The organism is Pseudomonas sp. LjRoot277 (genome assembly GCF_964253845.1).
Classification (GTDB): domain Bacteria; phylum Pseudomonadota; class Gammaproteobacteria; order Pseudomonadales; family Pseudomonadaceae; genus Aquipseudomonas.
In genome coordinates this window covers 490,715-503,523 of record NZ_CAXURI020000001.1, presented here as the reverse complement: position 1 = coordinate 503,523, position 12,809 = coordinate 490,715, and the positions used below count along the sequence as shown (strand labels likewise).

Annotated in this window: 13 protein-coding genes; 9 read left to right on the top strand and 4 right to left on the bottom strand. The window is 58.8% G+C overall.

From position 1 onward, the window contains the following. Positions 1 to 27: 27 nt before the first annotated feature. Entirely contained in the window at positions 28 to 699 is a 672-nt protein-coding gene (locus ACSQ87_RS02380; RefSeq protein ID WP_095127066.1) for a TetR/AcrR family transcriptional regulator, read from the bottom strand. Positions 700 to 845: 146 nt separating this feature from the next. On the opposite strand from ACSQ87_RS02380, the gene ACSQ87_RS02375 reads away from it, so the two are divergent. From ACSQ87_RS02375 to ACSQ87_RS02355, 5 genes are all read left to right on the top strand, one after another. Next, a complete protein-coding gene (locus ACSQ87_RS02375) occupies positions 846 to 2,276 on the top strand; it encodes a coniferyl aldehyde dehydrogenase (protein WP_436273289.1) in 1,431 nt (476 codons plus the stop codon). 28 nt (positions 2,277 to 2,304) lie between these two features. Continuing rightward, positions 2,305 to 2,850 (top strand): twin-arginine translocation pathway signal protein, encoded by a 546-nt coding sequence (locus ACSQ87_RS02370; protein ID WP_436273288.1) that lies wholly within the window; start codon positions 2,305 to 2,307, stop codon positions 2,848 to 2,850. A gap of 135 nt (positions 2,851 to 2,985) precedes the next feature. Further along, the gene (locus tag ACSQ87_RS02365; protein WP_436273287.1) at positions 2,986 to 4,581 is read left to right on the top strand and encodes a GMC family oxidoreductase N-terminal domain-containing protein; all 1,596 of its coding nucleotides are present in this window, start codon (positions 2,986 to 2,988) and stop codon (positions 4,579 to 4,581) included. Positions 4,582 to 4,696: 115 nt separating this feature from the next. Then, positions 4,697 to 5,176: a pantetheine-phosphate adenylyltransferase gene (gene coaD, locus ACSQ87_RS02360; protein WP_074871700.1), complete on the top strand. Its 480-nt coding sequence runs from the start codon at positions 4,697 to 4,699 to the stop codon at positions 5,174 to 5,176. A gap of 102 nt (positions 5,177 to 5,278) precedes the next feature. Continuing rightward, entirely contained in the window at positions 5,279 to 5,530 is a 252-nt protein-coding gene (locus ACSQ87_RS02355) for a YfhL family 4Fe-4S dicluster ferredoxin (protein ID WP_223429450.1), read from the top strand. 130 nt (positions 5,531 to 5,660) lie between these two features. Here ACSQ87_RS02355 and ACSQ87_RS02350 read toward each other — a convergent pair whose 3' ends face one another. From ACSQ87_RS02350 to ACSQ87_RS02340, 3 genes are read right to left on the bottom strand one after another with little or no spacing between them, the layout of a single operon-like run. Beyond that, positions 5,661 to 5,984 (bottom strand): multidrug transporter, encoded by a 324-nt coding sequence (locus ACSQ87_RS02350; RefSeq protein ID WP_129440299.1) that lies wholly within the window; start codon positions 5,982 to 5,984, stop codon positions 5,661 to 5,663. A 53-nt stretch (positions 5,985 to 6,037) separates the two neighbouring features. Next, positions 6,038 to 6,850, bottom strand: a complete 813-nt coding sequence (mutM, locus tag ACSQ87_RS02345) for a bifunctional DNA-formamidopyrimidine glycosylase/DNA-(apurinic or apyrimidinic site) lyase (protein ID WP_008150567.1) — start codon at positions 6,848 to 6,850, stop codon at positions 6,038 to 6,040. A gap of 28 nt (positions 6,851 to 6,878) precedes the next feature. Continuing rightward, on the bottom strand, positions 6,879 to 7,694 hold the full coding sequence (locus ACSQ87_RS02340) for an HDOD domain-containing protein (RefSeq protein WP_436275073.1): 816 nt from the start codon (positions 7,692 to 7,694) through the stop codon (positions 6,879 to 6,881). Positions 7,695 to 7,927: 233 nt separating this feature from the next. Between ACSQ87_RS02340 and ACSQ87_RS02335 the strand changes: the two genes are divergently transcribed. The 4 genes from ACSQ87_RS02335 (at position 7,928) to ACSQ87_RS02320 (ending at position 12,800) form a co-directional block, all read left to right on the top strand. Next, positions 7,928 to 9,124 (top strand): class I SAM-dependent rRNA methyltransferase, encoded by a 1,197-nt coding sequence (locus ACSQ87_RS02335; RefSeq protein WP_033060516.1) that lies wholly within the window; start codon positions 7,928 to 7,930, stop codon positions 9,122 to 9,124. A gap of 424 nt (positions 9,125 to 9,548) precedes the next feature. Continuing rightward, on the top strand, positions 9,549 to 10,628 hold the full coding sequence (locus ACSQ87_RS02330; protein ID WP_436273286.1) for a SagB family peptide dehydrogenase: 1,080 nt from the start codon (positions 9,549 to 9,551) through the stop codon (positions 10,626 to 10,628). Then, the gene (locus ACSQ87_RS02325) at positions 10,625 to 11,602 is read left to right on the top strand and encodes a diiron oxygenase (protein ID WP_436273285.1); all 978 of its coding nucleotides are present in this window, start codon (positions 10,625 to 10,627) and stop codon (positions 11,600 to 11,602) included. The genes ACSQ87_RS02330 and ACSQ87_RS02325 overlap by 4 nt, the downstream gene beginning before the upstream one ends. Further along, positions 11,595 to 12,800: a multidrug effflux MFS transporter gene (locus tag ACSQ87_RS02320; RefSeq protein WP_436273284.1), complete on the top strand. Its 1,206-nt coding sequence runs from the start codon at positions 11,595 to 11,597 to the stop codon at positions 12,798 to 12,800. Before ACSQ87_RS02325 ends, ACSQ87_RS02320 begins: the two co-directional genes overlap by 8 nt. Positions 12,801 to 12,809 lie beyond the last annotated feature (9 nt).

Sequence of the window (12,809 nt, the reverse complement as noted above, 5' to 3'; positions counted from 1 at the left end):
CTCCTGTGATTAAGTCTGTTTTGAATCCTACTGCACTTCTTCCAGCGCTTGGGCCAGCGGCACGTAAAACTCCTCGAACAACGCGTTTACCGCGGCGCGAGATTGATCCGTGACGAAACCGGCCTCAAGCACCAGCACTTGATACACGCCTCGCTTGATGGCCTGTTCGCTCAGGTGATTGGAATTTTCACGCGTGGTGCACAGAAAACGCACCCAGGATGTCAGGATGATCCAGGCATTGAGCGTCAGGGATTCGATCTGAACCTTGTCCATTTGCAGGATGCCGGCCTCGACGAAGCCCGCGTAAATGTGCGTGCCATGGATCAGGCAGCGTTGGGAAAAGCGCCGATAACGGGCGGCCAGTTCCGGATCACTGTCGAGCAAATGCTCCAGATCGCGGTGCAAAAACCGGTAGCGCCACATGGCGGCCAGCAATTCCTGGAGGTAGAAGCGCTTGTCTTCGACCGTGGCGGCACGACCCTGGGGCGGGCGCAGGAAGCTGTCCACCAGGCTTTCGTACTCACTGAACAGCACGGCGATGATCGCCTGCTTATTGGGGAAGTGGTAGTACAGGTTGCCCGGGGAAATTTCCATATGGGCAGCAATGTGGTTGGTGCTGATGCTGCGCTCACCCTGCTGATTGAACAGCTCCAGGCTGTTCTGCACGATGCGCTCGCTGGTTTTGATCCGAGGGGCCATGGCTTGGGCTTTAATTCAAAGTGCGTTGACCGGCATCTTACGACCTATCTGCGAGTGGATAAAACAAAGCTGCACCAGGATGTCATTTGACTTTCTAGAGCATAGACTCTAAAAAGTCCCTCATTACAATAAATCCGGAGCCGACCATGACTGCTGACATCGCCTACCTGCAGAACCTTCAGCAGCCATTGGAAGAGCTCCAGACCCTGTTCGACGCCCAACGCGCGGCGTATGCCGCCAACCCGATGCCGCCCGCCGCCCAGCGCCAGCAATGGCTGAAAGCCCTGCGCGATCTGTTGAGCAATGAGCGTCAGGCATTGATCGATGCCATCAGCCAGGATTTCAGCCATCGCAGCGCCGATGAAACCCTGCTCGCCGAACTGATGCCCAGCCTGCACGGTATTCACTACGCCAGTCAGCACCTCAGAGGCTGGATGAAAGCGTCGAAGCGCAAGGTCGGGATTGCCTTTCAACCCGCGGCAGCCAAAGTCGTTTATCAACCTTTGGGTGTGGTCGGGGTGATCGTACCGTGGAACTACCCGCTGTATCTGGCCATCGGGCCATTGGTCGGCGCGTTGTCGGCAGGCAATCGGGTGATGCTCAAGCTCAGCGAATCGACCCCCGCCACCGGTTTGTTGCTCAAGGAACTGCTGGGCCGAATCTTCCCGCAAGACCTGGTCTGCGTGGTACTGGGCGAAGCCGATATCGGTGTGGCGTTCTCCAGATTGCGTTTCGATCACCTGCTGTTCACTGGCGCCACCAGCATCGGCAAACATGTGATGCGTGCGGCGGCCGAAAACCTGACCCCGGTGACCCTCGAACTTGGCGGCAAATCCCCGGCCATCGTGTCCCTCGACGTGCCGCTCAAGGACGCTGCCGAACGCATCGCCTTCGGCAAGACGCTCAACGCCGGGCAGACCTGCGTGGCCCCGGACTATGTGCTGGTGCCGGAAGATCGCGTAGGCGCTTTCGTCGAAGCCTATCGTCAGGCGGTTCGCGGGTTTTATCCGACCTTGACCGACAACCCGGACTACACAGCGATCATCAATGACCGGCAACTCGCGCGCCTCAACGGCTACATCAGCGACGCCACCAGCAAGGGCGCGCTGCTGATTCCATTGTTCGACAAGGGCCAGGGGCGCCGCATGAGTCACAGCCTGCTGCTCAACGTCAGCAACGACATGATGGTGATGCAGGACGAAATCTTCGGTCCACTGTTGCCGATCGTTCCGTACAAGGATCTGGATCAGGCCTTTGCCTACATCAATCAACGACCTCGTCCGCTGGCCCTGTATTACTTCGGCTACGACAAGCGTGAGCAACACCGCGTACTTCACGAAACCCATTCCGGCGGCGTGTGCCTGAACGACACCCTGCTGCACGTCGCTCAGGACGATATGCCATTTGGCGGGATCGGCGCCTCGGGCATGGGCCATTACCACGGCCACGAAGGTTTCCTGACCTTCAGCAAAGCCAAAGGTGTGCTGATCAAACAGCGGTTCAATGCGGCGAAATTGATCTACCCGCCGTACGGAAAATCCATTCAGAAGCTGATTCAGAAGCTGTTTATCCGCTAACGATCGTCCCCTTCGGGTAATAACAATAATGAGCCCAAGTCTGTCCGATACACCCGCGCTGTCACGGCGCGGCTTGCTTAAGTTCAGCCTGGGAGCCAGCGCGTTTCTCGCCACCGCCGGTTTGGGCGCGAGCCTCAGCGGTTGCTCATCGAGCTTGCCGGCCAGCGGTTTCGCGATTCTGCGCAGCGGTGACTTGCTGTTTCTGCGGGCACTGATTCCGGTGATGCTCGACGGCGCTGTGGCCGTTGAAAAAATGCCGACGGCCGTCGGTGAAACCCTGCACTGCCTGGATAACGGCCTGAATCATTTGTCACCGGAAATGCTCAAGTTGACCCGGCAGTTGTTCGATGTGCTGGGAATGGCCGTGACTCGCGGACCTCTGACCGGGATCTGGGGCAGTTGGGAAAACGCCAGTGCCGACGAGATCCGGCACTTTCTCGATCGCTGGGAAAACAGCTCGTTGAGCTTGCTGCGCATGGGCCACAGCTCGTTGCTGCAACTGGTGATGATGGCGAGGTATAGCCGGGCGGAATCGTGGGCGCATTGCGGGTATCCCGGACCGCCAACGGTCTGAAACCGCAGCGCGCCCTTCGCGAGCAAGCCCGCTCCCACAGGGGACCGCGTATACCCATGTGGGAGCGGGCTTGCTCGCGAAGGCGTCAGCCGCCTCACCACTGCATCCAAAACATAACAACAAGAGCCCCTGAAGATGCCCGTACCCGATCCGTTCCGCGAAGGCCTGGCCCGTGGCTGGAAAACCTATAACGGTTCACAACTGACCCAGGACCTGACCCTCGAAGCGGACGTGGCGATTATCGGCAGCGGTGCGGGCGGTGGCACCACCGCCGAAATCCTCAGCGCCGCGGGCTACAAGGTATTGCTGATCGAGGAAGGCCCACTGAGGACCAGCAGCGACTTCAAGATGCTCGAAGACCAGGCCTATACCAGCCTCTATCAGGAAGGTATCGGCCGCATGAGCAAAGACGGCGCAATCACCATCCTTCAGGGCCGGGCGGTGGGCGGCACAACGCTGATCAACTGGACCTCAAGCTTTCGCACGCCGGACCCGACCCTCGACCACTGGGCCAAGGAACACGGCGTCAAAGGCCACACGCCGGCCGAGATGGCGCCGTGGTTCGAGAAAATGGAGCAACGCCTGGGCGTCGCCCCGTGGATGATCCCGCCCAACGCCAACAACGACGTGATCCGCAAAGGCTGCGAAAAACTCGGCTACGCCTGGCATGTGATCCCGCGCAACGTGCGTGGCTGCTGGAACCTTGGCTACTGCGGCATGGGTTGCCCGACCAACGCCAAGCAATCGATGCTGGTCACGACCATTCCGGCGGCCCTGGAAAAGGGTGGCGAGTTGCTCTATCTGGCTCGTGCCGAAAAGCTCTTGATCAGCGGCGACAAGGTCACGGGCTTGCACTGCGTAGCGATGGACGACCGCTGCGTCGCGCCTACCGGACACACGATCACGGTCAAGGCGCGGCATTACGTGCTGGCCGGTGGCGGGATCAACAGCCCGGCGCTGCTCATGCGCTCCGAGGCACCGGATCCGCACAAACGGCTGGGCAAACGGACTTTTCTACACCTGGTGAACATGTCGGCCGGGCTGTTCGACGAGGTGATCAACCCGTTTTATGGCGCGCCACAGTCGATCTATTCCGACCATTTCCAATGGCAGAACGGCACCACCGGAAAAATGTCTTACAAACTCGAAGTGCCGCCGCTGCACCCGGCACTGGCCACGACCCTGCTCGGCGGTTTCGGCAAGGAAAACGCCCAGCACATGGAAAACCTGCCCCACACCCACGCCATGTTGGCGTTGCTGCGGGACGGCTTTCACCCGGACAGCCCCGGCGGCAGCGTCGAGTTGCGCGGTGACGGCACGCCGGTGCTCGACTATCAGGTTTCACCCTATGCCTGGGACGGATTGCGCCGGGCGTTCCACAGCATGGCCGAGATCCAGTTCGCGGGCGGTGCCAATGCGGTGATGCCAATGCACGCCGACGCTCGCTACGTAAAAACCCTGGCCGAAGCGCGCACGCTGATCGACGGCCTGAACCTTGAGCTGTATCGCACACGCCTGGGCAGCGCCCATGTGATGGGCGGTTGTGCCATGGGTGAGGACCCGAAAAACGCCGTGACCGACAGCCTCGGCCGGTACCATCAGCTAAGCAATCTGTCGATTCATGATGGCTCGCTGTTCCCCACCAGCATTGGCGCAAACCCGCAATTGTCGGTCTACGGGCTGACGGCGCAGCTGGCAACTTCTTTGGCCGAACGTTTGAAAAACCCATGAAAATGGAGAATATTCCAATCGGCTGTAGTGCTTTCTTACCCAAAAGGCGACTTGGCCGACCGGGAAGGCTGCGATACCATCCGACTCCCCAACGGACTCCCGCCAGGACGACGCGATGAACCGAGTGTTGTACCCAGGTACCTTCGACCCTATTACCAAGGGCCATGGCGATCTGGTCGAACGCGCCGCGCGCCTGTTCGATCATGTGATCATCGCCGTCGCCGCCAGCCCGAAGAAAAACCCGTTGTTTCCCCTGGAACAGCGTGTGGCGCTGGCCCGCGAGGTCACTAAACATCTGCCCAACGTTGAAGTCGTCGGCTTCTCGACGTTGCTGGCGCATTTCGCCAAAGAGAAGAACGCCAACGTGTTCCTGCGTGGTTTGCGAGCGGTGTCGGACTTCGAATACGAATTCCAACTGGCCAACATGAACCGTCAGCTGGCGCCGGATGTGGAAAGTCTGTTTCTTACCCCGTCCGAACGTTATTCGTACATTTCTTCGACGCTGGTCCGTGAAATTGCAGCCCTGGGCGGCGATATCACCAAGTTCGTCCACCCTGCGGTGGCGGACGCCCTGACCGAACGCTTCAAGAAGTAACAACCGCTCAAGCGGCGCCCGCGTGCACTGTGGGCGCCAATGCGGCACAATTGTGCGCATTGGTTTATTGCGCCCGGGCCTTCCGCCCTGGCTGGAGTTAGCATGTCCCTGATCATCACCGACGATTGCATCAACTGCGACGTCTGCGAACCCGAGTGTCCGAACGCCGCCATCTCCCAGGGCGAAGAGATCTACGTGATCGACCCGAACCTGTGCACCCAGTGCGTCGGCCACTACGACGAACCTCAGTGCCAGCAAGTGTGCCCGGTGGATTGCATTCCGCTGGACGAAGCGCATCCGGAGACTGAAGAGCAGTTGATGGAGAAGTACAAGAAGATTACTGGCAAAGCTTGAATCTGAGGTTTTTGTAGCGCTTATTCGGGCCTCTTCGCGAGCAAGCCCGCTCCCACAGTTGATCGCGATCTAATGTGGGAGCGGGCTTGCTCGCGAAGACGTCATCAGCCACACCGAAGATCCAACTGAATCACTCCCTCTGCTCAAACCCTTCTCCAATACACCCCAGGCACCGCACGAACGCCGCTTTCGCCGGGTCGACCACCAACGCCTGCCCCGCATCGCCGACACCGCCGCCCAACGCGGTAAATGGCAACGACACCACAAACGCCCCCGCACCGATCACTGTTGCCACGACCAACAAAGGTCGGGCAATCAGCAAATCGCCGAGCATGGCGTACGCCGGGGGATTCTGGATGGTGTAACGCGGGTCGCCGCTGCCCGTGTTTGCTGCCAGCGCTGGCGCACCGACGCTCAGCAGCAAAACGACGACAAGGGTTCGAAACAGGTTCATGGCACGGTCCTTGGGCTAGGCAGTCAGAACACTGACTATAGACCGTAGGCGTATCAGCTCTGGCAGCGCGGGCAAAAGACGCTGGCGCGCTGCCCCAGCTTCACTTCCCGCAACTCCGTGCCACAGACCTTGCAGGGCGCACCGCCACGGCCGTACACGAACAGTTCCTGCTGGAAATAACCCGGCTGACCGTCACCGCCGATAAAGTCGCGCAGCGTGGTGCCGCCGCGCTCGATAGCGGCCGCCAGGATGCGTTTGATCTCGATCGCCAGTTTCAGATAACGCCCCCGAGAGATGCTCTTGGCCTCACGACGCGGGTCGATACCTGCCGCGAACAACGCTTCGGTGGCGTAGATATTGCCCACGCCGACCACCACCGCGTTGTCCATGATGAACGGTTTGACCGCCATGGATCGCCCGCGGGACTGCTGGAACAAGCGTTCGCCGTCGAACAGGTCGGTCAACGGCTCCGGCCCCAGGCGAATCAACAATTCGTGGTTGAGCGGATCGAGGCTCCAGAGCATCGCGCCAAACCGGCGCGGGTCGGTGTAACGCAAGGCCAGACCGGATTCCAGTTCGATGTCCACATGCTCATGCTTGGCCACCGGTGTGCCGATTTCCACCAGACGCAGATTTCCCGACATCCCTAAATGGCTGATCAGCGTGCCGACTTCGGCATTAATCAGCAGGTACTTCGCGCGTCGCTCCACCAGCACGATGCGCTGGCCGGACAGCCGCACATCCAGGTCTTCGGGAATCGGCCAGCGCAAGCGCCGCTCACGCACGATCACCCGACTGACGCGCTGGCCTTCCAGGTGCGGCGCAATCCCGCGGCGGGTGGTTTCGACTTCAGGCAGTTCCGGCATGGTACTCTCGAATCAGGCTGTGCAACGCTCAGCGGTGAGCGCTAAGGTCACGAATTGTTTGTTTGAGGGTCTCGAAGTCGTAGTCCGAGAGCCCGACATAATCGAGAACCAGTGGTGCGATGCTGTTCCATTCGTGGTCATCACGCTGGTTGCCCAGCACCCGGAAGGACGCACAAATGTGCTCGGCCATTTTCAGGATCGCCAGCAGGTTTTTCACCTGACTGTTGCGCGACGACTCATCGCTGAAGATCGCCAATGCATTGTGGTGATTGGCGATGGCGGCGGTCACATGCTCCGGCAGACGCCAGGATTTGGCGGTGTAATAACCCACCACTGCATGATTGGTATTGAACACCCGATTCTCGGTGTCCACCACCCGGCATTCGGCGCTGGCACTGGCATAGGCCTCTTCCAGAACGGTCATGTAGTTGGGGAAACGCTGGAGCATCAGCGGCACGCCGCAGTCATGGAACAGGCCCAACGCGTACGCTTCATCGCCGGCCTGGGTGCCAATGCGCTTGGCCAGGGTCAGGCAGGTCATCGCCACGTCCTGGGCGGTGTCCCAGAAACGATTCAAGGTAACGATGGTGTCGTCGTTCATCTCGCCCTTGATCGACTGCGCGTTGATCAGGTTGATGATCGAGCGGCTGCCCAGCAGATTCACCGCACGCTGAATCGAGGCAATCTTGTTGCTCAAGCCGTAATACGGCGAGTTGACGATTTTCAACAAGGCGCCAGAGAGGCCCGGGTCCTGGGAGATCAGCTTCGCGATCACTTCCAGATCCGGATCGGGCATGTACTGTTCCATCTGCAAATCCACCATGATTTGCGGCTGGGCCGGCACGCTGATGCCTTGCAGGGACTGTTGAATCTGTTCGGAAGTCAGCTCTGGGGACATAAGTACACACTCTGGGACAGGCGGCGATTCTAACCCTTATAAAGTTGGATCCGACACCCTGGCCGGGCCTTCGCCTGAAGTTTCATCAAATGCCTGACCTTCCTCACCGCATGTCCATCCGCCAAACCGTGGCCGTGCGCAACACGCTATACTCCCGCTCTTTTTTCCGGAGCGACGTCATGTCCCTGCCTAGCCTGCGCCTCAAAGCCAACGCCGACCGTCGCCTGCGAAACGGCCACTTGTGGGTCTACAGCAACGAAATCGATGTAGCCGCTACTCCTTTGCACGGCTTCAAGGCCGGCGACCAGGCGATCCTCGAAGCAGCCAGCGGCAAGCCGCTGGGCATCGTTGCCATGAGCCCGAACAACCTGATCTGCGCCCGCCTCTTGTCGCGCGACATCAAGTTGCCGCTGGACAAGTCGCTGCTGGTGCACCGCCTGAACGTCGCGCTGTCCCTGCGTGATCGCCTGTTCGACAAGCCGTTCTATCGCCTGGTCTACGGCGATTCCGACCTGCTGCCAGGTCTGGTAGTCGACCGTTTCGGCGACATCCTGGTGGTACAGATCGCTTCGGCAACCATGGAAGCCCATAAAGAAGACGTGATCGCAGCGCTGACCCAAGTGATCAAGCCTAGCGGCATTCTGTTCAAGAACGACTCCGCTGCCCGTGATGCCGAAGGCCTCAACCGCTACGTCGAAACCGTGTTCGGCCTGGTGCCGGAGTGGGTTGCCCTGGAAGAAAACGGCGTGAAATTCGAAGCACCCGTCATCCAGGGACAGAAAACCGGCTGGTTCTACGACCACCGCATGAACCGCGCACGCCTGGCACCTTATGCCAAAGGCAAGCGCGTGCTGGACCTGTACAGCTACATCGGCGGCTGGGGCGTGCAAGCGGCTGCGTTCGGCGCCAGTGAAGTGTTCTGCGTCGATGCGTCGGCCTTCGCCCTCGACGGCGTCGAGCGCAACGCCGCGCTGAACGGTTTCGCCGACAAGATGACCTGCATTGAAGGTGACGTGTTCGAAGCCCTGAAAGAGCTGAAAGCCAGCGAAGAGCGTTTCGACGTGATCGTTGCCGATCCTCCGGCGTTCATCAAACGCAAGAAAGACATGAAGAACGGTGAAGGCGCCTACCGTCGCCTGAACGAGCAAGCCATGCGCCTGCTCAGCAAGGACGGCATCCTGGTCAGCGCTTCGTGCTCGATGCACCTGCCGGAAGACGATCTGCAGAACATTCTGCTGACCAGCGCCCGTCACTTGGACCGCAACATCCAGATGCTGGAGCGCGGCGGTCAGGGCCCGGATCACCCGGTTCACCCGGCCATTGCCGAAACCCGCTACATCAAGAGCATCACCTGCCGTCTGCTGCCAAACAGCTGATTACGCTGGTTTGACGGGGAGCCAGCCGGCTCCCCGTTCTGTTTTCTGTTATTGAATTCTCCAACTTCCTACTCCAGCAGTCTTAATGACTTGCAGGACGTTTCGCTGTGTCTTTTATTTTAGCGGACAGAACTTACAAGATTCATCCAACCCTCAGATCGATCCGACAAAATTACTGGAACATTCCTACCTGATTCCCCCTTGATAAGAACTCATTACAAACTATGATTAAGTCGTCACAACGGAGTGACACTCACTATCAATTACAAGGAGTTAAAAACATGAAAGCAATTACTCTGGAAGCTAACAAAATCGCTAACCTGGCTTTTCTGGTTGCGCCAAAAGCCCGCTAAGTAAATGAAGCGCTGGGGAGTGCCGGCTACCCAGCGCCTTCTATGGCAAAGACCAGAGTGAATCGCCAATCATGCAGATAAACCCTTATATATTCATACTTCCTCGCACGCCCGACCAAATAGTCTGGGATTACAAGAACCACAAACAGTTCGAATTGAACCTTGAATATTCAACCCGCCTTGCACACCTTATCGACAACCCTGAAAAGTTTGATGACAACAACATAATAGACACGCAACTCCTGAGCGCGGGAATACTCACAACGTCAATACAAGACACCCTTGAATGGGGCTGGGATGAACTGTCGAAGATATTTCATATCGGCACCAAGAACATTCCTTGTGATTATGTCCCCCAAGATATTAATGAATGGTCGAGACACTATCTGGACCATTGCGCCGAAGTACTGGCCACTCCTGCCCCGGAGGTCAGACTCACAGAACGCCCGACAAGCGAGCGGATCGCCCTGCCCCAACCTTCCTGCCTGCCGCAAAGCGCACTTGCAAAGACCTTGATCGACCGAAAGACCTGTCGCTCCTTCACGGGTGAAGGGGTTTCTCTCGACGATGTGGGCACTCTTTTGTATTTGTCCCTTGGCTATCTACGTGAGCGCGACAACGACATCGACGAAACCATCGCGGAAGGTCTTGGCGCGCGGCGCAGCAGTCCATCCGGTGGCGGGCTGAATGCCTGCGAAGGTTTTCTGCATGTTCAGAACGTCAGCGGCCTGAATCCCGGGCTCTACGCCTATCACCCCGACGAACATGCGTTGAGCTTCGTCAATCCGGTGCCTGACTCGCCCTTGGGCCAGTTGTTGTGTGGGCAGCATTTCATCAACAACCTGCCAGTCGGCCTGTTCATCACCGCTCGCTTCGACAAACTGTGGTGGAAATATGAACACTCGCGGGCCTACCGAATGGCTTACGTCGAGGCAGGTCATATTTCCCAGACCTTTCAACTGGTGGCCACCGCACTCGGGTTCAGCACCTGGCTGACCGGTGCGTTGGCGGACGATCAGGTCGAAACGTTGCTGGGGATCGAGGACAGCGCCGAACAACCGTTGTTTTTTGTGGGTTGCGGCCAGAGTGACGGGCAAGTGATGTGCAAGGAATTAAAAGCACTGCTAAGCAGTCGAGGCTCACAACAATGACCGGGCCCCGCACAGACGACCTGTCACTGCCCGACGCCTGGGCACAGCGCTTCACCCTCGGCGACTGGAACACCCGAGCCTCGGTACGCACCAGCGAGCACACCTATCAATTGCCATCAGATCTGGAACGGCAACTGGAAACACGACACTGGTTCCCGCCCGCCTTTCTGTCCTACCTGAATCACCCGGCCATCGAAGCAGCCGGTAGCGCGATCACTCATCGACTATCGGCAAACCATCTGGTGTATTTCCTCGACTACACCACCCGGCTCGAACATCGAATCGTCAACCGCTCCGTGGAAACCATCGTCCACGATGAGCTCGGTGCGTCCATCCCCCGACGGATGAAAACGGCCGCCCTCCAGCTGTACACCGATGAGGGTTATCACGCCCTGTTCTCCAATAGTCTCGCCGAGCAGATAGCCGACCTTTACGGCATGACCCAACGCCCGGCGATGCCACACCGCATTACCCGACTGAACACCCTGCTTGGCCACACCCCAGACAGGCATAAGGCACTGGCCTGGTTTCTCGTCGGCTTCGTGTCCGAGACCATCATCGCCAGGGAGCTGCTCGAGGTTTGTCGCAACGAGCTGGTGTCCAGCGTCCAGGAAATGCTCAGGGACCACCTCACCGACGAGGCCCGACACAGTCGTTTTTTTTGCGAAGTGTTCCATTATCTGTGGCTGACCCTGAACAGCAGCCAACGCACGTTCGCCGCGAAGTTGCTGGTGGACATCATCCTGATGTTCTTTGAGGTCGATGAGCGATGGCTGAAGGAAAGCCTGAACAGCGTGGGCCTCGGGGAGAGTTGCGTCGCACAAATCCTCAGTGCCCTGATCGGCCCGCAAGCCTGCCTTCAGCGCGCCCGATCAGGTGCAGGCGCGACGCTACAGGCAATGGAAAAGGCAGGTTTTTTCGACCTGCCTTTTAACCAGCAGCTCTTCGCACAGGCAGGACTTGTCGATGGATGAAGGAAAATCTGCGGTCAGTGTCAAACACCGCCGCTCTGCGATCACCCTGTTAATGACCATGGTGATGCTCGGGGTCTTCCCTCTGGATGTTCTGTTGCCATCGTTCCCGGCGCTGGCCGAACACTTCCGGACCACGCCAGGCGACATCGCGTTTTCCATCAGCCTGTTTGCCATCGGGATCGCACTTTCCCAACTACTGGTCGGGCCGCTCTCGGATGTCATCGGGCGCAAAAGTCTGCTGTTGGCGGGAATGGCGGTCTCGATTGTCGGTGCGACGGGTTGCGTGCTGTCCACCGACTACGCCTGGTTCCTGATGTTCCGGGTGGTGCAGGCCATCGGCTGCGGTTGCTTCGTACTCTCGCAGGCGCTGGTCCAGGACCTGTTCGACGGCAAGGAGCGGGATCAACTGCGGATTCTGATGGTCACCGCCAGCGGAATCTTCATTTCCGTCTCGCCACTGGCTGGCACCCTGTTGCAACAGGCACTGGACTGGCCCGCAAGCTTCATTGTCTTTATTGCCCTCGCCGCCGCCGTGTTCCTTAAGGCCTGCTTCTTTCTTGAAAACCGGCACACCGCCACAACCCCGCGCCGAAGCATTCTTCAGTCCTACCGGTGCGTCTGTCGCGATGCGGGTTTCCTCGGCTATTGGCTGATCGCCGCAATCGCCTTCACCTGCCACTTTTCCTTCATTGTCATCTCGCCCCTGATCTTCATGGAGCAGTTGCAGCTTTCGGCCTACAAGTTTTCCCTGACACTGCTGCTGTATGGCGTGGCCTACATCGTCGGCGGCATCGTCGCTCGAGTCCTGGCTGGGCGGATCTCACCCAATACACAGATCATTGTTGGTTTGAGCCTGATCTTCTTTTCGGGGCTGGTAATGCTCATGCTCTCAAACACGATGGGGCTGTCGACCCTGACGGTGCTGATCCCGATGATTGTCTGCACCGCTGGCACCACCATCGCCAGGCCAGTCGCCACCTCGAAGGCGATGGAGGTTTTTCCGGACATGGCCGGTACCTCGGCGTCGGCCGGGAACACACTGATATTCATCTTCGGTGGCCTGATCAGCGCCCTGATCAACCTGAGTCCCTTCGAACTGCAACTGACGCTGGCCCTCAGCTTCATCGCCTTGAGCAGCGTCGGGCTGGTCATGATCTGTCGCATCCGCCTACGCAACCCGGCCTTGAGCAAAGCCTGAGGCAGTGGG

What these genes read in the sequence shown, in the direction of transcription:
- ACSQ87_RS02380 (WP_095127066.1), bottom strand. Translation starts at nt 699, where the DNA reads ATGGCCCCTCGGATCAAAACCAGCGAGCGCATCGTGCAGAACAGCCTG.
- ACSQ87_RS02375 (WP_436273289.1), top strand. Translation starts at nt 846, where the DNA reads ATGACTGCTGACATCGCCTACCTGCAGAACCTTCAGCAGCCATTGGAA.
- ACSQ87_RS02370 (WP_436273288.1), top strand. Translation starts at nt 2,305, where the DNA reads ATGAGCCCAAGTCTGTCCGATACACCCGCGCTGTCACGGCGCGGCTTG.
- ACSQ87_RS02365 (WP_436273287.1), top strand. Translation starts at nt 2,986, where the DNA reads ATGCCCGTACCCGATCCGTTCCGCGAAGGCCTGGCCCGTGGCTGGAAA.
- coaD (WP_074871700.1), top strand. Translation starts at nt 4,697, where the DNA reads ATGAACCGAGTGTTGTACCCAGGTACCTTCGACCCTATTACCAAGGGC.
- ACSQ87_RS02355 (WP_223429450.1), top strand. Translation starts at nt 5,279, where the DNA reads ATGTCCCTGATCATCACCGACGATTGCATCAACTGCGACGTCTGCGAA.
- ACSQ87_RS02350 (WP_129440299.1), bottom strand. Translation starts at nt 5,984, where the DNA reads ATGAACCTGTTTCGAACCCTTGTCGTCGTTTTGCTGCTGAGCGTCGGT.
- mutM (WP_008150567.1), bottom strand. Translation starts at nt 6,850, where the DNA reads ATGCCGGAACTGCCTGAAGTCGAAACCACCCGCCGCGGGATTGCGCCG.
- ACSQ87_RS02335 (WP_033060516.1), top strand. Translation starts at nt 7,928, where the DNA reads ATGTCCCTGCCTAGCCTGCGCCTCAAAGCCAACGCCGACCGTCGCCTG.
- ACSQ87_RS02330 (WP_436273286.1), top strand. Translation starts at nt 9,549, where the DNA reads ATGCAGATAAACCCTTATATATTCATACTTCCTCGCACGCCCGACCAA.
- ACSQ87_RS02325 (WP_436273285.1), top strand. Translation starts at nt 10,625, where the DNA reads ATGACCGGGCCCCGCACAGACGACCTGTCACTGCCCGACGCCTGGGCA.
- ACSQ87_RS02320 (WP_436273284.1), top strand. Translation starts at nt 11,595, where the DNA reads ATGGATGAAGGAAAATCTGCGGTCAGTGTCAAACACCGCCGCTCTGCG.